Here is an 18,567-nt window from a genome sequence, read left to right as displayed (position 1 = left end):
ACCGGCCGGCGCCGCCCACGGCGCGTCGCGCAGGGCGCCCGGGGAAGGGCGGGCGAGCTGAGGTGGAGATCACCATCCACAGACCCGGCGAGCTGACGGCCGGGCTGCGCGGGGCCTGGCACCGGGCGATGGACGAGTCGCCCGAGTACGCCAACCCCTTCCTCGCACCGGAGTTCGCCATCGGGGTCGGCCGGCACCGGGCCGGGGTGCGGGTGGCCGTGCTCCGCGAGGGCGGCGAACCGGTCGGCTTCCTGCCCTACGAGCGGAGCCCGCTGGGCACCGGACGGGCCGTCGGCCTCGGCCTGTCCGACTGCCAGGCCCTGGTGCACCGGCCCGGGGTCACCTGGGACACCGGGGAGCTGCTGCGGGCCTGTGGGCTCAGCATCTTCGAGTTCGACCATCTCGTGCAGGAGCAGCGGCCGTTCGACCCGTATGTCACCGGCACCTTCGCCTCACCCGTGATCGACGTCAAACCCGGCGACGGCGGCTATCCGGAGTGGCTGCGCGGCGCCTATCCCGGGCTCGCCAAGACGACCCTGAAGAAGGAGCGCAGGCTCGGCCGGGACGTCGGCGAGGTGCGGTTCGTCTTCGACGAGCGCGACCCGCGGGCGCTGCGCACCCTCATGCGCTGGAAGTCCGCCCAGTACCGCAGGACCGGCCGCATGGACCGGTTCTCCCGCCCCTGGATCGTCGGCCTGGTCGACCATCTCTTCCACGTCCGCGAGGAGCACTTCACCGGGGTGCTGTCCGTGCTCTACGCGGGCGACCGCCCGGTCGCCGCCCACTTCGGCCCCCGCTCCGGCACCGTGCTGGCGGCCTGGTTCACCGCGTACGACCCCGAACTGCCCGCGTATTCGCCGGGGTTGATGATGCATCTGCGCACCGCCGAGGCCGCCGCCCGGCACGGAGTGACCCTGGTGGACCTCGGGCGCGGCGACAAGGAGTACAAGGACTGGCTGAAGACGCGTGAGCTGCGGGTCGGCGAGGGCTTCGCGGCCCGTCCGCACCCGGTGGCCCTCACCCGGAGGCTGTGGCGCCGCCCGGTCCGCGGCCTGCGCAACACCGTGCTGGCCCATCCCCGGCTGCGCGAGCCGGCCGACCGGCTGCTGAGGAGCGTGGGCGCACTGCGCACCCGGAACCAGACCCCGGGCGGCAAGTCCGCCCTTCTGGAGCAGAGTTGACGGCACTCGGCGCTGCGGGACACCGGAATGGCGTCAGCCCTCGCGCGGGTACGGCACCACGTCCACGTCCAGCGTGAACGCGGTCCGGGCCGCGCCGGCCAGGTCCGGCGCCTTGGCCGCCGCGGTGACCCGGGCGGCACCCCCGCGGCTGCCGGCGCAGCGCAGGGAGGCCCGGGCCGTGCCGTCGGCGGCCACCTCCCAGCCGGACACCAGGACCAGCGCGGGCGCCGAACTCCGCACCCCCGTCCAGCGCTCGTCGTCCGCCCGCGGGCGCAGTTCGAGCGTCACCACCGTCCCGGGCCGTACACACAGCCGCCGCCGCACCGCGTCACCGGGGGAGACCTCGACGACGGCCCGCCCGGTCGCACAGCGCAGGCCCGGCGTGCCGGTCGTGCCGGGCGGCAGCGAGGACCCGGAGGGCCGCGGGGAGGCGGGGGAACCGGTGGCGGACGGCGATCGCGGCGAGCGGCTCCCGGGCGCCCCCGCACCCGAGTCCGCGCCGGAGCCCGGCCCCGCCGACGTCCCGCACCCCGCCAGCACGACCACCGCCGCCAGCGCGCACCCACCGGCCCACCACCGCATGCCCGGCCACCTCTCCATCAGTTCGGGTACGGCCACCAGGATGCCTCAGCCGCCGCGCACCGCCCGTCCCACCTCCGTGCGCAGCCGCACGAAGTCCGGCAGCCCGCGGGTGGTGAGCTGGTCGCGCCCGGCCGGCAGGCCGACCGGCAGGTCCCGTGCGACGCGGGAGCCCGGGCCGGGGGAGAGGACCACGACACGGTCGCCGACGTAGACGCTCTCGTCGATGTCGTGGGTGACGAACACGATGGTCGGCCCGTCGGCGCGGTGCACCTCCAGGAGCAGGTCCTCCAGGTCCTCCCGGGTGCGCGCGTCCAGGGAGCCGAACGGCTCGTCCATCAGCAGCAGCGCCGGCCGGCAGACCAGGGCACGGGCGATGGCCACCCGCTGCTGCATCCCGCCGGACAGCTCCCGCGGGTGTCGACGGGCGGCGCCGGGCAGGCCGACCCGCTCCAGCATGGCCTCCGCCTCGGCCCGGCGCGCGGCCCGGCCGAGGCCCCGGCGGCGCAGCGGCAGGGCCACGTTGTCGCGGACCGTCAGCCAGGGCAGCAGCGAGCGGCCGTACTCCTGGAAGACCACCGCGAGCCGGTCCGGGACGCCCGTCACCGGCGTCCCGTCCAGCGTGACCGTGCCCTCCTGGGCGGGCAGCAGCCCGGCGATGGTGCGCAGCAGCGTGGACTTGCCGCAGCCCGAGGGCCCGACGACACAGAGGAGCTGCCCGTCGGGCACCGTCAGGCTGATCCCGTCCAGGACGTGCTGGTCCCCGAAGTGCCTGCCCACCGAGTCCAGGCGCAGCATCCCCTCACCCGGCCCAGGGCGCGTACAGGGTGCCCGTGCTGCCGGTGACCCGCACGTGCAGCAGGAAGGGGCCCGCGGTGTCGCCCCGGCCCAGTGCGCGGTCCAGCGCGGCCGGCAGCTCCCCCGGGTGGGCGACACGGGCCGCCGGGCAGCCGAGCGACTCGGCGAGGGCGGCGAAGTCGATGCCGGTGATGTCCGTGCCCGGGACCGGCGCCACGCCGATCCGCCGGCCGAGGGCCCGCACCGCGCCGTAACCGCCGTTGTCCAGCAGGGCATAGCTGACCGGGGCCGCGTGCCGGGCCGCGCTCCACAGAGCCTGCACCGAGTACATCGCCGAGCCGTCACCCACCACGCACACCAGCCGGCGCCGGTCGGCGAGCGCCCGGCCGGCAGCGAGGGGCAGGCCCCAGCCGAGCGCCCCGCTGCCGGTGGTGAGGAAGCCGCCGCCGCGCTCGACCGGCACCCGCGCATGGAGCGTGTCGCGGTGGCTGGGGGCCTCCTCGACGAGGACGCGGTCTCGCGGCAGGCGGGCCCGCAGCAGGTCGAAGAACAGCTCCGGCGTGATGTGCCCGTCGGGGGCTTGCGCGGGCGGCGCCGCCGGGCGGGGCGGCGGCGGGTCCCGGTCCGGCCGCTTCGGCACCAGCTCGGCCAGCCGGGCCAGGGCGGGCCGCAGGGTGGTGACGAGGCTGGTGCCGACGGGCAGCCAGGCCGCCTGCTCCGGGTCGCAGTCCAGGTGGAACAGCTCGGTGCCGGGCGCCAGCCGGGGCCCGTCGTCCGGCACGTGGTAGGTGAAGAGCGGGGCGCCGAGCGCCACCACGACGTCGTACGGCGCCAGGCGCGCGGCCAGCTGCCCGGCCACCGGGGGCAGGAAGCCCTGGAACAGCGGGTGCGTCTCCGGAAACCCGGACCGGCCGGACAGCGGGCTGATCCACACCCCGGCCCGGATCCGCTCGGCCAGCGCCCGCACCTGCTCCAGCGCGTCCTCGTCGTCCACGCCCGGGCCCACCACCAGGGCCGGGCGCGCACAGCCGGCCAGCCGCGCGGCGAGCGCGGCGAGCGCGTCCGGGTCCGCCGTGAACCCGCCGTGCACCGCGCGCGGCGCGACCGGCTCGGCGGGCCGGTCCCAGTCGTCCTCGGGCACGGACACGAACACCGGCCCCCGAGGGTGCGCCAGCGCGCTCCGGTACGCCTCCGCGAGCACGGCCGGCACATCCTCGGCCCGCTCCGGCTGGCAGGCGTACTTCACGTACGGGCGCGGGAACAGGGCCGGTTCGTCGGCACCCAGGAACGGCCGCAGCCGGAGCAGCGAACGCGCCTGCTGGCCGGCCACGATCACCAGCGGAACCCGGTCCCGGAAGGCGTTGAACACCGCGCCGAGCGCATGCCCGACCCCGCCCGCCGAGTGCAGGCTGACGAAGGCCGCGCGCCGGGTGCCGAGCGCGTACCCGGCCGCCATGCCGACGGCCACGGACTCCTGGAGGGCCAGCACATAGCGGAAGTCCTCCGGCCAGTCGCGGAACATCCGCAGCTCGGTGGAGCCGGGATTGCCGAACACCGTGGTCATGCCGGTGTCCCGCAGGAACTGTACGACCGCCTCGCGCACCGTGGTGGTGGTCACGCCGTCTCCCTTCCGGACCCGGCCGGCCGGGTGCCGACGAGCCGTCTCTCGACCGCCAGCAGGCCGGTGTTGAGGAGATACCCGAGCGCGCCGAGCAGCAGCAGCGCGGACCGCACGGTCAGCAGGTCGGAGCGGGTCTGGGCGTCGGTGAGCGTGAACCCGATGCCGTCGTCGCTGCCCGGCAGCAGCTCGGAGAACACCATCAGGACGAGGCTCAGCGACAGGCTCAGCCGTAGCCCGGCGAAGATCCTGGGCAGCGCGGACGGCAGCAGCAGGAACCACAGCCGCTCGGGCCCGGTCAGCCGCAGCACCCGGGCCACGTCCAGCCGCAGCGGGTCCGTGGCCCGGGCGCCCTCCGCCGAGTTGACCAGCACCGGCCATACGGCGCTGAACGCGATCGACGCCACCTGCATCGGCGTACCGAAGTCGAACACGACGACGAACACCGGCACCAGAGCGGGCGGCGGCACCGCACGGGCGAACTGGAGCACCGGGTTGCACAGCGCGTACGCCCGGCGCGAGCGGCCCACCGCGATGCCGAGGGCGATCCCGGCGAGCGCGGCGAGCCCGAACCCGGCCGCCATCCGGCCGAGGCTGGGCAGGATCGTGTCGACGGCGGCCGGGGTCAGGAACAGCCGCCCGGCGGGCCCGGAGAACCAGAGGTCGCGGGCGTGCCGGGCGATGCGCAGCGGCGGCGGGAAGTAGACGCTTCTCCGCACCCGGGCGGTGGCCTCCCAGCCGCACAGGGCGAGCAGCAGGACCGTCCAGCGCAGCAGGAAGGGGACGCCGGAGCGGCGGGCACCGGCACGGGCGCGCCGCGTGGCGCGGGCGCCGGGCACCGTGACGCCGGCCCCGAAGCGGCCCTCTTTCGCGCCCCCGTCTCTCACGCCGCCCCCGTCTCTCACGCCTCCGCCCTCTCCGCAGGCCGCCCGGACTCCCGCGCCCATCCGAACAGCCGCCGTTCCGCGCCCACCAGCACGCCGTCGATCACCAGGCCCAGCGCACCCGCCCACACCACCCCGGCCAGCACGTCCCGGGTGCCGTCCGGGTCCGTCCCGGCCTGTGCGATGAAGATGCCGAGACCCTGCCCGAAGCCGGAGAGCAGCTCGGTGGCGACGGCGAGGATCAGGGCGATGGCGGCGGAGATCCGCACCCCCGCGGCGATGAACGGTGCGGTGCCGGGCAGCTCGACCCGCAGCAGCACCGCGAGCCGCCCGAAACCGAAGGCGCGCACCGTGTCCTTGGCGAGCGGGTCGGTCTCGCCGAGACCGTAGACGGTGTTGAACAGCACCGGCCACACGGAGGCGTACGCGATCAGCGTCACCTCCGTCCCGGTGCCCGAGCCGAGCAGCAGCGACACCAGCGGGATCAACGCCACGGACGGCAGCGGCCGCAGGAACTCGACGACGGCGCGCACGGCGGCCTCGACGACCGGCACCGCGCCCAGCAGCAGCCCGAGCGGTACCGCGACCGCGCAGGCCAGGCCCAGGCCCAGCGCCCACGCCCGCAGGGTCACGCCGACCCCGTCGAGGAAGGACCGGTCGCCAGCCAACTGCACGGCCCGGACCAGGACTTCGGAGGCGGGCGGCAGATAGGTCCGCCGTACCAGCCCGGCCCGGGACACCGCCTCGCAGACGCCGAAGGCCAGCACCGCGCCGAGCAGGCCGAGCAGCAGTTCCCGGCGGCGCGTCATATGACCAGCAGCGGGGCCGGATCGATGTCCTTCGTCAGCATGCCCTGGTCGCGCATGAGCCGGATCAGGCGGCGCAGCCGGCCGGCGTCGGCGGTCGCCGGGTAGGCGGGCAGATGGAGCGACCCGGCCTGCTCCGCGGTGACCTTGGTGTACTTCGGCAGCTCGGCCCGTACGGCCCCCGGGTCGTCAGCGGCCAGCTTCGAGGCGGCTTCGATCGCCCGCCGGAAGGCGGCGGCGGTCTTCGGATGCTTCGTCACGAAGGTGGCGGTGGTGACGTACCCGCTGGCGGGCAGGCCCCGCGCCGGTCCCGAGCCGCCGTCCAGCAGCACCCGGGCGCCCGAGGTGCCCTGGATCGCGGTGTCGAAGGGCTCGACCGCGTGCACGGCGTCCACCTGGCCCCGCTCCAGCGCGGGTCCCATCTGCGGGAAGAGGACCTGCCGGTAGACGGGCCGGCCGGCGCCCTGGGCGTCCAGGACGGCGTTCAGGGTGAGGGACTGGATGTTGTTCAGCACGGCGACGGCGACCTTCTTGCCCGCGAGGTCGGACGGTTTCCCGAGCGCCGAGTCCCTGGGCACGAGAACGTCCATCATGTGCGGGGCGATCCGTACGCCCTCGGCGAGGATGCGCAGGTCCAGGGTGCCCTTCTCGTACGCCTGGAAGTAGGTGACGTAGTTCGCGCTCGCGATCACGTCCACCTGGCCCTTGAGCAGCGCGGGCAGCGCCTGGATGCTCTGCTGCACGGGCTGGATGCGCACGTCCAGGCCCTCCTTGGCGAACAGCCCCCGGTCCCGGGCGAGATAGAGGGCCGCCGAGTCGGTGAGCGGCAGGGCGGCGACCGTCAGCCGCTGCCGTCCGTCGTGCGCGGACGTCCCGCCGCTGTCGCAGCCCGCGAGGAGCAGGGCCGCGGCGGCGGCGAGGACGGCGAGCCGTTTCGTTCCCGATCGTGATCGACGTAATGCCGTGAACGCCCTACGGGATGCCATACGGGCATGCCTACCCTCCTTTTGTCATGATCGCTACATGTCGGCGGGTTTCCGCCATCGCTCCGTGCCGGAGTCCGCGTCCGCGGGCCGCCGTTCACGGCCGGGGACCGGCGATGCGCAGCGCCGCCGCGGGCGCCGGTGCCGCCGTCTCGGGCGATGCGGCGATGTCCGTCCACCAGTCGGCGCCGTCCTCGATATAGCGCAGCAGCACCCCCTCGCGGATCGCCCACGGACTGACCATGGCCCGGCGCACCCCCATGAGCTGCAACGCGGTGTGCCCGACGACGGCCCCGGCCAGGCTCTGCGCGGCGCGCGGCGCGGAGATGCCGGGCAGCCCGGCGCGCTCCGCGGCGGGCAGCGCGGCGAGCCGTCCCACCGCCCCGCGCAGATCCCCGCGGTGCAGCTCACGCCGTACGAACGGGCCGTACCGCCCGGGCGCGGCCCCGCACAGCCGGGCCAGCTGCTGGAAGGTACGGGAACTCACCGCGACGGTGCGCGGCCCCTCCCAGCGGATCCGCGCGGCCACGTCGCGCAGATCGTGCCGGACCCGCCGGCGCAGCTCCTTCAGCTCCGTCGGCCCCGGCGGATCCTGCGCGCCCAGGTACTCCCGGGTCAGCCGGGCGGCGCCGAGCGGCAGCGAGGCCGCGAAGTCCGGCAGCCGCCCCCGGCCGAAGGCCACCTCCAGCGAGCCGCCGCCGATGTCCAGCAGCGCCAGCGGGCCCGCGTGCCAGCCCAGCCAGCGGCGCGCCGCCAGGAACGTCAGCTCGGCCTCCGTCTCGCCCGGCAGGGTGCACATCCGGACCCCGGTTCCCGCCGCCACGCGCCCCAGCACGTCCTCCCGGTTCGGGGCGCCCCGGACCACCGCGGTCGCGAAGGCGAGCGGGCCCGTCGCACCCCACCGACGCGCGGTGGCGGCCGCCGCGGCGACCGCCGCCACCAGCCGCTCCACCGCCCCGTCGGCGATCGCGCCGTCCGCACCGGCGTGTTCGGACAGCCGCAGCTTCCACTTGACGGTGTGCACCGGCAGCGGAACACCGCCCTCCACATCAGCGATCACCAAACGAACCGTGTTCGAACCCGCATCCACCACGCTCACCCGCATGGCCGGGACGTACCCACTTCGCCGCCGCCCACCCGTCAGCCGTGCGCCTCCGGGATGCACGGCGGGCCCTTCCGGGCGGCTTTGGGGCAGTGCGGGGCGGACCACTGGCGCGCGGGACCTGAACCGGGCGCCGGAGGCTCCCCACCGCGCGCGCCATGACCGGGCGTCAGGGGCTGCTGCCGGCCCCGCGCCCGAGCGAAAGTGCAAGAGGCGGAGCACGGGAGTCCATTGCCGGGGAAGCCGTCCCGGCCGGATCGTCTCAGCAACCTGTCCGGACAACACCAAGGCACACCTCGGCACCAAGGAGCACCCGTGCGACTCTTGAGCAGAGCGGGCGGCGCCGTCGCCGCGGCGGTCGCCCTGGCCCTGGGCGGCACAGCCGCGTCCCCGGCGACGGCCGCGCCCCCCGGGGACGCCGCCTACCGCGTGACCGTGGGCACCCCGGTGCCGTTCCCCCACCCCACGGACACCCCCGCGAGCCCCTACATCGACCGGGACGGCACCTTCCACTACCAGCAGTCCGCCGCCCTCTACGGCGCCCAGGACCCGCGCACCTGGGACTTCTACACCGGCACCGACTTCGACACCGCCGGCTTCGACGCCTCGCTCAGCAAGGCGGTGAACCCCGCCCACCCCGCCGACCGCAACGACGACACCACCTGGCGGTGCAACAACAGCCCGACGGGACGCGAGGCGACGTACGCCCCCGGCGGATCGGGCTACGCGCAGAAGAACTACTGCGACCTGTCGGGCGTGTGGGTCGACCCGGACACCGGCGACTGGTACGGCCTGGTGCACAACGAGTTCACCCCCCAGCCCTTCGGCGACCGGCTGCACTACGACGCCATCGACTACGCCGTCTCCACCGACCGGGGCCGCACCTGGACCATCGAGGACCACGTGATCACCTCGCCGTACAGCACCCGGCGGGGCGACACGACGGCCTTCCCGAACCAGACGTACTCCTACGGCGACGGCGACCAGCGCCTGTTCGTGGACACCGCCTCCGGCTACTTCTACGTCTATTACGGCTCGCGGATCATCGACAAGAGCGGCGGCTGGAAGGCCTTCTACGAGCACGTGGCCCGCGCCCCGATCTCCGCGAAGATGGCGCCCGGCTCCTGGCGCAAGTGGTACGACGGCGCCTGGTCCCAGCCCGGCACCGGCGGCCGGGAGAGCAATATCGTCCCCGTCGACGCCGGCCACCCCACCGGCTACACCCCGGTCACCGCCGAGTACGACCCGGCCAACACCGGCACCGCCGCCGAGCAGATCGCGGCCGGCACCATGCCCCCGACCTCGCCGCTGTTCGTCATGAACATCACCTACGACGCCTATCTCGGCCTGTACCTCGGCACTCCCCAGGCCGTCGACCAGAGCGGCGGCTCACCGCAGTACCTCTACGCCACCGACGACCTCACCACCCAGAAGTGGCACCTCGTCGGCGACACCGGCGGCTACACCACCGCCTCCTGGTACCGCTGGTTCCTGGACCGCGCCAACCGCACCAGCGCCACCATCGTCGGCCGCACCTTCCGCTCCTACTGCGCCTTCGGCTGCTCCCACGACGCCTCCGGCGAGTACGTCGACCTCACCGTCGACTCCTCCGCGCCCGCCGCCCCGCCCGTGGACACCACCCGCGGCTACCGCATCGCGAGCGGCACGGGCCGCGTCCTCGCCCAGTCCACCCTCGGCTCCGCCACCACCTCGCTCGCCCGGCCCGCCGGCACCGCCCGCGAGACCTGGCGGTTCACCCCGACCGGCGACGGTGCCTACACCCTCACCAACACCGCCACCGGCCGGCTGCTCGGCGTCGACTCCACCACCGCGGGCCGCGCCTGGGGCACCAGACCCACGGTCACCCCGGCCCCGGCCGGCGGACCGGCCGTCGGACAGCAGTGGTTCCTGATCGCCTCCGGCCCCGGCACCTACCGTCTCGTCAACCGCTGGAGCGGCCTGGTGCTCGGCCTCTCCGCCACCTCCGCCCGGCGCGCCGAGACCACCCCCCTGCGCACCTGGACCGACACCGGCGGCAGCTCCGTGGGCGGCGGGCGCAGCGCCGCCGAACAGACCCTCTCCCTCGTCCCCGGCCGGCCGTAACTCCCGCAGGCCCCACACCGGTTACGGCTATCCTGCCGCCATGTCGATCATCAACGGGGAAACCGACGCCCACCTGGCCGTACGCGCGGCCCAGGCGGCCGCCGCCGTCGTCCGGGACCTGTACGGCGGCAGGCTCGCACGCTACGAGAAGTCCGCCGGCGACTTCGCGACGGAGGCCGATGTCGCCGCCGAGCGGGCCATCCTGGACGTGCTGCGCGCCGCCCGGCCCGGTGATGCCGTGACGGGCGAGGAGAGCGGCCGCACCGGCGCCGACGGCGCTCCCCGGCGCTGGCTGGTGGACCCGCTGTGCGGAACCCTCAACTACGCCGTGCGGACCATGCTCGTCGGGGTGAACGTCGCCCTGCGGGAGGGCACCCGGATCACGGCCGCGGCCACGGCCGACCCGTTCAGCGGCGAGGTCTACTGGACCGACGGCGAGCGGGCCCGGCTGCGCCACGACGGCACCGACACCGACCTGACGCCCTCGGCCGCCTCCGCACTGGTCGACGTCAACCTGGACCCGCCGTTCCCCAACGCCCCCGGCTTCCGCGCCGTCCGCCTGCTGGCCGACCCCGGCTTCACCGACCGGTTCCGGCCCCGGGTGATCTCCAGCACCCTCGCGGTCGCCTGGGTCGCCGCCGGCCGCCGGGCCGCCTATGTCACCGACGGCGACCTGCGCGACAGCGTGCACTTCGAGGCCGGCGTCGCGCTGTGCCGGGCGGCCGGATGCACGGTGACCGACCTGCGCGGCGAACCCCTGCACAGCGGCTCCGGCGGCCTGATCGCGGCGGCCGACGCGGAGACCCACGCGGCGCTGCTGGACCTCGTGAAGAACCAGAGCGAGCTGGGTGACTGACCCCGCGCGGGGGCCGTCGCAGCGCTCGGACACGAGCCCTCCGGCCGGGTGCTTCGGGCCGGGCCGGGGTTTGGGGTGCGCGAGCGGTGCAACACGGTCGGTGCGGTCCCGACCGGCTCAGGAGGACAGTCATGGATCACTCGCGCGCCCCCGTACTGGAAGCTCTGGAGGCATTCCGGCGACGCGGAGACGTGGTGTTCGGTCCACCGGGCCACAAACAGGGGCGCGGTACCGATCCACGGGTCGCCGACGTCCTCGGCCTGGACGTGTTCCGCTCGGACGTATCACCCTCAACGCGCTGGACGACCGCCGCGAGTCCCAGGGCGTCGTGGCCCAGGCGCAGGAGCTGATGGCCGACGCCGTCGGCGCCACGCACGCCTTCTTCTCCACCTGCGGCAGCTCCCTGTCGGTCAAGACCGCGATGCTCTCGGTCGCCGGCCCGGGGGAGAAGCTCCTGCTCTCCCGGAACGCGCACAAGTCGGTCATCGCCGGCGTGATCATCAACGGCGTTGAGCCCATCTGGGTGCACCCCAAGTTCGACGCCGAGCGCCATATGGCCCACCCGCTCGAACCGGACGACGTCCGCGACCGGCTGCGCGAGCACCCGGACGCCAAGGGCATGCTGCTGATCACGCCCACCGACTGGGGCACCTGCGCCGACGTCCGGGGCGTCGCGGACGTCTGCCACTCCTTCGACGTGCCGCTCATCCTCGACGAGGCCTGGGGCGCCCATCTGCCCTTCCACCCGGATCTGCCTGTCTGGGGCATGAACGCCGGCGCCGACCTCGTGGTCACCAGCGTGCACAAGATGGGCGGCGCCATCGAGCAGAGCTCGGTCTTCCATCTCCAGGGCGACCGGATCGCGCCCGACGTGCTCAAACAGCGCGAGGACCTGCTCGGCACCACCAGCGCCTCCTGCCTGGTCTACGCCGCCCTCGACGGCTGGCGGCGGCAGATGGCGGAACACGGCCACGAACTGCTGGACGCCGCGCTGCACCGCGCCGAGCGGATCAGGGCCGGGCTGCGCGAGCTGCCGGGGCTGCGGGTGATGGGCGGCGAGGTGATCGAGGAAGGGCTGGCCGCCGAGTTCGACCCGCTGAAGATCGTCATCGATGTGCGCGGCCTCGGCATCAGCGGCATGCAGGCCACCGAGTGGCTGCGCGAGCACTGCCACGTCGACATGGGCGGCTCCGACACCTGCCGGGTCAACGCCTCCATCACCCACTCGGACGACGACGAGACCGAGAAGGTCCTCATGGACGCCGTACGCGCCCTGGTGGCGCACGCGGACAGCATCGAGCGCCGCCCGGAGGTCCGGCTGCCGGAGCCCCGCGCACTGGAGCTGGAACAGGCCCTGCTGCCCCGGGACGCCTTCTTCGGGGCCGCCGAGCAGATCCCCGCCGACCGGGCCGTGGGCCGGATCACCGCCGAGATGATCAGCCCCTATCCGCCCGGAGTGCCGGTCGTGGCGCCCGGCGAGGTGATCACCGAGGAGGTGCTGGACTTCCTGCGCAGCGGAGTGGCGCACGGCTTCCTGATCGCGGAGGCCGCCGACCCCTCGCTGGACACCCTGCGGGTGGTGGCCCGCCCCTGACCGGCCGGTCCCGAACTGCGCGCACCCCGGGCAGCACCTAGGGTGGCGTATGCGGGCGGCCGACTACCGGGCTGCCCCGGGTCAAGAAGCCGGCCCTCCTGACGAACACGCGCGTCGCAGGGGGCACTTGGCCCTGCCGCTGGTCTCCGGGCCCGGACGAGCGCGTCCGGCGGGCCCGCTGTTCCCGGCAATTCGATGGGAGACGGCCCGACTTCACCCCGACCGGGAAAACGTCCGCGCTTCCCGGTTTCGGACGCCCCGGCCCGGGGACCTCGGTACGACGGCCGCACCCCTGTGACCTGCTCCGTCCCCGGTGCCGGCCGTATGCCCCGGGTGTGGCCGCGGCGCATCGGACAGCCTCTCGCCCATGCCGGGCCCGCCTCCATGACCAGCGAAGGAATGGGTAGTGATGAGCGAGACGAACCCGCTGAAGCGCGCGGCGGACAAGGTGACAGGCGCGCTGCACGGCGACGGCACCGGCCCCGGCGACGGCATCCCCGGCAAGCCCGGCACCGAGTCCCCGCCGGTCGCCGAACCCACCGAGGCCCGTGAACCGCTGCCCCCGAAGCCCGACCAGAGCGGCCCCGACACGGTCTCCCCGACCGGACAGCCCACCGGCGCCGAGCAGGCCCGCGCCGCCCAGAGCGGCCGGTACCTGACCAATGCGCAGGGCACCCGGTTGTACGACACCGACCACTCGCTGAAGGCGGGCCCGCGCGGACCGGTGCTCTTGCAGGACCACCACCTGCGCGAGAAGATCACGCACTTCGACCATGAACGCATCCCCGAACGTGTCGTGCACGCCCGCGGCGCCGCCGCGCACGGCGTCTTCCGCAGCTACGGAACGGCCGCCGGCGTCACCCGGGCCGCCTTCCTCGCCGAGGACGTCGAGACACCGGTGTTCGTCCGCTTCTCCACCGTGCTGGGCTCCCGCGGCTCCGCCGACACCGTGCGCGACACCCGCGGCTTCGCGACGAAGTTCTACACCAGCGAGGGCGTCTTCGACCTGGTCGGCAACAACATCCCGGTGTTCTTCATCCAGGACGCGATCAAGTTCCCGGACGTGGTGCACGCCGCCAAGCCGCACCCCGACCGGGAGATCCCCCAGGCGCAGAGCGCCCACGACACCTTCTGGGACTTCGTCACCCTGCACACCGAGGCCACCCACCACACCCTGTGGAACATGTCCGACCGGGGCATCCCGCGCTCGTACCGCACGATGGAGGGGTTCGGCATCCACACCTTCCGCCTGGTCGCCGCCGACGGCGGGACGACCCTGGTGAAGTTCCACTGGAAGCCGAAGCTCGGCGTGCACTCCCTGGTGTGGGAGGAGGCGCAGCTGATCAACGGCATGGACCCCGACTTCCACCGCCGCGACCTCGCCGACGCCATCGAGGCGGGCGCGTACCCCCAGTGGGAGTTCGGCATCCAGACCTTCCCCGACACCCCCGACCAGACCTTCGAGGGCATCGACCTGCTGGACCCGACGAACATCGTCCCCGAGGAACTCGCCCCCGTGCAGCCGATCGGCCTGCTCACCCTCGACCGCAACCCCGCCAACTTCTTCGCCGAGACGGAGCAGGTCGCCTTCCACCCGGGCCATCTCGTCCCCGGCATCGACATCACCGACGACCCGCTGCTGTCCGGGCGGCTCTTCTCGTACCTGGACACCCAGATCACCCGCCTGGGCGGCCCCAACTTCGCGCAGCTCCCGGTCAACCGGCCGCAGGCGCCCGTCAACGACATGCTCCGCGACGGCATGCACCAGACGGCCGTGCACCGGGGCGTGGCCCCCTACCGCCCCAACTCCCTCGACGGCGGCTGCCCGTTCACGGCCGGAGCCGACCTCGGCGGCTATGTCGAGACGCCGGTACGGGTGCCGGAGGCGGCCAAGGTCCGGGAAGCACCGGAGACCTTCGCCGACCACTTCAGCCAGCCCCGCCGGTTCTGGCTCAGCATGAGCCCGGTGGAGCGGGAACACATCATCGGCGCCTACACCTTCGAACTCGGCAAGTGCTACGAACAGGCCATCCGCGAACGGGCGTTGCAGGTCCTGGCCAATGTCGACCCCGAGCTGTGCGCGGGCGTCGCCGCCGGCCTCGGGCTGCCCGCACCCGAGCCCACCGTGCCGCTCGCCGACGTCGCACCCAGCCCCGCCCTCTCCCAGGTCGGCCGCAGCTGGCCCACCGACGGCCGGATCATCGGCATCGTCACCGGCCCCGACGGCGACCTCGACGGCGTACGCGCCGTCCGCCAGGAGGTGCTCGACGGCGGAATGGTCCCGCTCGTCGTCGCCCCCGCCGGCGGCACGCTCGGCGCGGGCCCGGACGCCGTGACCGTCCAGCGCAGCTATGCCACCGCCCGGTCTGTGGAGTTCGACGCCATCCTGGTCGCCGGCACACCCGGCGTCGGCACCGACGCCTACGGCGCCCGCGACGCCAAGGCCGGCCTGCCCGCGGCCTCCGGGGCCACCCCTGACCCCCGGGTGGGACTGCTGCTGGCGGAGGCCTACCGGCACGGCAAGGCGATCGGCGCCTCCAAGGGCGGCGAGAGTGCACTGGAGGCGGCCGGCATCCCGCTCGACGCCCCCGGAGTGATCGCGGGCGACGGTGCCACCACGGTGTTCCAGCAGCTCACCCAACTCCTCGGCGCCCACCGGGTCTGGGAACGCTTCCCCACCCCCGCCTGACGGCCGCCCGCGCAAACACGCGACGGCAGACGGCACTTCGGCGCGCACCCGGTGACCGACGGCCCCTGAACGGCGTACCCGAAGAGGCGAGCGACGTACGGCGCGGTTCTGATGGAAGAGTCCAATCGCCGACCAGTGAGGCACATCATGCGTATACGCAGCTTCTTCACAACCGCCGCTCTTGCCGGGGTCCTTGCGATGGGAGGCTCGGCGACCGCCTTCGCGGCCGACCCGGGCCCGACCACCGGCACCGCCAACAACAGCCCGGGCGTCGTCTCCGGCGACGTCGTCCAGGTACCGGTCGGCGTCGACGCCAACGTCTGCGGCGACACCATCGACCTGATCGGCCTGTTGAACCCGGCCAGCGCCAACACCTGCGCCAACAGCTGACGCACGCGCGCCGGCCCCGCCAGCAGGGGCCGGCGCACGGCTGCGCGGGACGCCGTCACTCGGCTTCCGCCCGGGCCCGCAGCCCCGGTCCAGCGCCCGCCCCGGAGCGATCAGCTCCCGCTCAGTCCGCCTGTGCCGGCGCTGGGGCCGGGGCTTCGTGGCGGGAGGGGAGCGGGTCCCGGACCGTGGTCGGGCGGCGGTGGCGGAGCAGAAGGCGGCGGGCCGGGACCTCCACCGCCTCGTACAGGACCCAGGACAGGCCCAGCGACACGGCGAACACGACGGCGGTGACGGTCGTACCCGCCAGCAGTCCGAAGTGCGGCTTGGTGCCCAGCAGGGAGGTGGCGCACCGCAGCACCAGCAGGTGGATCATGTAGAAGGCGAACGACAGCTCACCGAGCCGCACCAGCCACCGGCGCCGCCACAAGGACGGCAGCCCGTGCAGGTCCGCCTGGGCGGCCGCCGGGATCAGCAGGACGAAGCCGGCGAGGGTGCACATGGTGGCGGAGTAGCCGAGCGGCACCTGCGGGACGAAGAAGTAACCGATGACCGCGAGCGCCAGCGAGGCCTCCAGACCGGGCCCGCGCCACCGGCCCAGCAGCACCAGCCGCGCGGTGACCGCGCCGAGCACGAACTCGGGCAGCCGGACCGCGGGGAAGGAGTAGAGCGCGTAGCTCCACCAGTGGTGGGCGTCCGCCCGGCCCAGCACCACCACCGCCACCACCGACAGTCCGCCCAGCACGACCGCCCCACGCGCGCCGAGCCGGCGCAGCACCAGGATCAGCAGCGGGAACGAGGCGTAGAAGAACGCCTCGCAGGCCAGCGACCAGCTGACCGGGTTCAGCGTCTGCCACCACGGCCGCCACCAGGAGTGCAGCAGCAGCGCGTTGGCCAGGGCCTGCTTCGGCGTCGGCCGGGGCTGGTGAGCGAGGACGTAGGTCATCAGCAGGGCCACGGCCAGGGTGACCAGGTGCACCGGGTAGACGCGGGCGATGCGCCGCCGCCAGAACGCGAGCACCCGGTCGTGTGGTCTGGCGGACCAGGTCAGGACGAAGCCGGACAGCACGAAGAAGAACGACACACCGGTGGCCCCGGCGCCGAACCCCCAGGACATGACGCGGCCACCGGTCCCGCCGAAGTAGCCGAAGTTGTTCACGTGCAGTCCGAACACCAGCAGCGCCGCCATCCACCGCAGCCCGGTCAGGGACGGCAGGGAGGGGTTGGCGGCGGACGGGGAGGATCTCCCGGTCGTGTCGCCGGTTCGGTCGGGCGGCGTCCGGAGCGCCCGGGTCGTCGCCGTGATCATCGAATCACCTGCCGCAGGGGTTTGGCGTGGGGCATGAAGGGGAGCGTTGCCCGTTCAGCGCCGTCCATCACATTGCATGGCCAACATCACACTGCTGGCGAACGACGAAACCTCCCCTATGCCACGGACGGCCGCGCCTGTGCACCCGTACGAGTGAGACCGTCACTCACGGTTGCCCCTTGGCGGACACCGGCCCGCTCCGCCACCTGGCACTCTGCCGTCCGCCCGGGCCGGCCGTCGAACTCCGACCCTATCAGCGGGCATTCGAGGTCCGCGGCATGAAGTCGAACGGCGTGATGCCCGCGACGGCACGCAGCAGTCCGGCATCGGGGCAGGCGACGTGACCGGCATGCCCGTCAGGCAGCCTGCTCCGCAAGGGCCTTGACGGGCTGGTCCGGGGCCGTATCCGGCCGGCCCGGTATGGCCGCCGCCTCAGTCCGCTCGTACGGCTCCACTCTCGACAGGGACGCCAGGTCCTCGGCCCTTCCGGCCGCGCCTCGCTCGGCCGCGGCCCGCGGAGCGCTGCTGCTCGCCGCTCCGGCCGAGCGCCTCCATGAGGTCGACGACATCGGTGGCCTCCGGCGGCTCCGGCTCACCGACGACCTGCTCGCCCTCCCGTTTGGCTACCCGCTGTGAGGACGCGGAAGCATGGCCGGTCTACGGGGCGGCCATCGCGCCGTGGGGATCCTGGGCCGGGCGCCGGACGCCGTCGGGCCCCCTCCGGGCGGACGACGGGAGGCTCATGGTGGTGGCTAGCCACGGCCCGCGGCCGCGCGTGCCCTCTCGGCGCGGCGGCGCGCCTCCCGCGCCGCTCGGTCCGCCTGCCTGGTCCGGTCCCGGGCGGACTGCTCGGCCGTGCGGGCTCGCTGCTGTTCCTCCTCGGCCTGGCGCAGCTCGGAGCGCAGGGCCCGCACACGGTCCGTCGCCCCGGCCAGCCGGCCGGCCGCTTCCTCCGCCTCCCGGGCAGCGGCTTGGGCCTCTCTGTCCCGCTCCCGCAGTTCCCGCTCGGCGGCACGGGCCTTCTCGCGGGTCTCGGAGCGGCGGGGTGCGGCGGACGCCGTGCGGTCCTGCTCGCGGGGGCGTTTCTCCGGGCCTTGCGCGGGGGTGGTGCGGCGGCGGCTGAGCGTGGCCTCGTCGGCCGCCGGGAAGCCGAGGGCGGCGTGCAGCGGCCGTACCAGCCGGCCCGCGGACCACTCCCGGGCGGCCTCGGGGTCGGCCAGCACCGCGTGCAGGGTCTCCTCGACCTCGCGCCGTACCTCCTCGCCCACCGGATGCCCGGCCTCCGCGGCCAGTCGGCCGGCCTGCCGGGCGAGGGCGGCGATCACCTCGTGCTGCCGGCGGGCGAGGGTACGCAGCCGGGGCCCGTCCAGTTCGCGGTGGGCGCGGCGCAGCTCCTCGCCCAGGCCGAGCAGCGCTCCCACTTCCTCCGGCTGCCCGCGGACCAGGAGGTTGCTGACCCAGGCGGCGAGATTCGGCCGCCGCAGCGCCCCGATCCGCCGGGCGAGGTCCGGGTCCCCGGAGCCGCGGGCGTCCCGGGCGCGGCGGTCCCGGGCGGCGACGAACTCCTCCGGCCGCAGTCCGTACAGCTCGTCGGCGACGGCGTCCAGCTCCACCGGCGCTCCTCTCGCCTTTCGGGGATGCGGTGACCGCTCCCGGGTTCCGCGCCGGGCGAGGTTCA

Annotated in this window: 15 protein-coding genes and 1 pseudogene; 7 read left to right on the top strand and 9 right to left on the bottom strand. The window is 74.4% G+C overall.

Annotation, left to right across the window (positions count from 1 at the left end; all coding sequences use genetic code 11):
• Window positions 1-62 precede the first annotated feature (62 nt).
• Window positions 63-1,181 carry a GNAT family N-acetyltransferase gene (locus ACWCV9_RS01375; RefSeq protein ID WP_450783567.1) on the top strand — a complete coding sequence of 373 codons (1,119 nt, stop codon included), beginning with the start codon at window positions 63-65 and terminating at the stop codon, window positions 1,179-1,181.
• A gap of 33 nt (window positions 1,182-1,214) precedes the next feature.
• Here the strand turns inward: ACWCV9_RS01375 and ACWCV9_RS01370 are convergent, their stop codons facing one another.
• From ACWCV9_RS01370 to ACWCV9_RS01340, 7 genes are all read right to left on the bottom strand, one after another.
• The gene (locus ACWCV9_RS01370; RefSeq protein WP_450783566.1) at window positions 1,215-1,763 is read right to left on the bottom strand and encodes a hypothetical protein; all 549 of its coding nucleotides are present in this window, start codon (window positions 1,761-1,763) and stop codon (window positions 1,215-1,217) included.
• 45 nt (window positions 1,764-1,808) lie between these two features.
• Entirely contained in the window at window positions 1,809-2,558 is a 750-nt protein-coding gene (locus ACWCV9_RS01365; RefSeq protein WP_450783565.1) for an ABC transporter ATP-binding protein, read from the bottom strand.
• A gap of 4 nt (window positions 2,559-2,562) precedes the next feature.
• Window positions 2,563-4,176, bottom strand: a complete 1,614-nt coding sequence (mdlC, locus tag ACWCV9_RS01360) for a benzoylformate decarboxylase (RefSeq protein WP_450783564.1) — start codon at window positions 4,174-4,176, stop codon at window positions 2,563-2,565.
• Complete coding sequence (locus ACWCV9_RS01355; protein WP_450783562.1) at window positions 4,173-5,063, bottom strand: ABC transporter permease; 891 nt, start codon at window positions 5,061-5,063, stop codon at window positions 4,173-4,175. The genes mdlC and ACWCV9_RS01355 overlap by 4 nt, the downstream gene beginning before the upstream one ends.
• 14 nt (window positions 5,064-5,077) lie before the next feature.
• Window positions 5,078-5,869 carry an ABC transporter permease gene (locus ACWCV9_RS01350; protein WP_450783560.1) on the bottom strand — a complete coding sequence of 264 codons (792 nt, stop codon included), beginning with the start codon at window positions 5,867-5,869 and terminating at the stop codon, window positions 5,078-5,080.
• Window positions 5,866-6,852, bottom strand: a complete 987-nt coding sequence (locus ACWCV9_RS01345) for an ABC transporter substrate-binding protein (protein ID WP_450783559.1) — start codon at window positions 6,850-6,852, stop codon at window positions 5,866-5,868. Before ACWCV9_RS01345 ends, ACWCV9_RS01350 begins: the two co-directional genes overlap by 4 nt.
• Before the next feature lie 94 nt (window positions 6,853-6,946).
• Window positions 6,947-7,954, bottom strand: a complete 1,008-nt coding sequence (locus ACWCV9_RS01340) for a Ppx/GppA phosphatase family protein (RefSeq protein ID WP_450783558.1) — start codon at window positions 7,952-7,954, stop codon at window positions 6,947-6,949.
• Window positions 7,955-8,266: 312 nt separating this feature from the next.
• On the opposite strand from ACWCV9_RS01340, the gene ACWCV9_RS01335 reads away from it, so the two are divergent.
• From ACWCV9_RS01335 to ACWCV9_RS01315, 5 genes and pseudogenes are all read left to right on the top strand, one after another.
• Window positions 8,267-10,054: an RICIN domain-containing protein gene (locus tag ACWCV9_RS01335; RefSeq protein ID WP_450783557.1), complete on the top strand. Its 1,788-nt coding sequence runs from the start codon at window positions 8,267-8,269 to the stop codon at window positions 10,052-10,054.
• Between the two features lie 40 nt (window positions 10,055-10,094).
• Window positions 10,095-10,910: an inositol monophosphatase family protein gene (locus ACWCV9_RS01330; protein ID WP_450783555.1), complete on the top strand. Its 816-nt coding sequence runs from the start codon at window positions 10,095-10,097 to the stop codon at window positions 10,908-10,910.
• Between the two features lie 131 nt (window positions 10,911-11,041).
• Window positions 11,042-12,504, top strand: a pseudogene (locus tag ACWCV9_RS01325) (aminotransferase class I/II-fold pyridoxal phosphate-dependent enzyme).
• 409 nt (window positions 12,505-12,913) lie between these two features.
• Window positions 12,914-15,193 carry a catalase gene (locus ACWCV9_RS01320; RefSeq protein WP_450783554.1) on the top strand — a complete coding sequence of 760 codons (2,280 nt, stop codon included), beginning with the start codon at window positions 12,914-12,916 and terminating at the stop codon, window positions 15,191-15,193.
• A gap of 147 nt (window positions 15,194-15,340) precedes the next feature.
• Window positions 15,341-15,583: a chaplin gene (locus tag ACWCV9_RS01315; protein WP_450783553.1), complete on the top strand. Its 243-nt coding sequence runs from the start codon at window positions 15,341-15,343 to the stop codon at window positions 15,581-15,583.
• A gap of 121 nt (window positions 15,584-15,704) precedes the next feature.
• Here ACWCV9_RS01315 and ACWCV9_RS01310 read toward each other — a convergent pair whose 3' ends face one another.
• Window positions 15,705-16,889: an acyltransferase family protein gene (locus ACWCV9_RS01310; RefSeq protein ID WP_450783552.1), complete on the bottom strand. Its 1,185-nt coding sequence runs from the start codon at window positions 16,887-16,889 to the stop codon at window positions 15,705-15,707.
• A gap of 420 nt (window positions 16,890-17,309) precedes the next feature.
• On the opposite strand from ACWCV9_RS01310, the gene ACWCV9_RS01305 reads away from it, so the two are divergent.
• On the top strand, window positions 17,310-17,525 hold the full coding sequence (locus ACWCV9_RS01305) for a hypothetical protein (protein WP_450783551.1): 216 nt from the start codon (window positions 17,310-17,312) through the stop codon (window positions 17,523-17,525).
• A 116-nt stretch (window positions 17,526-17,641) separates the two neighbouring features.
• Here ACWCV9_RS01305 and ACWCV9_RS01300 read toward each other — a convergent pair whose 3' ends face one another.
• A complete protein-coding gene (locus ACWCV9_RS01300; protein WP_450783549.1) occupies window positions 17,642-18,502 on the bottom strand; it encodes a hypothetical protein in 861 nt (286 codons plus the stop codon).
• Window positions 18,503-18,567 lie beyond the last annotated feature (65 nt).

Source organism: Streptomyces sp. NPDC001606, assembly GCF_053596835.1.
The sequence above is the reverse complement of the archived record's forward strand: the minus strand, read 5'-3'. Positions and strand labels throughout refer to the sequence as shown.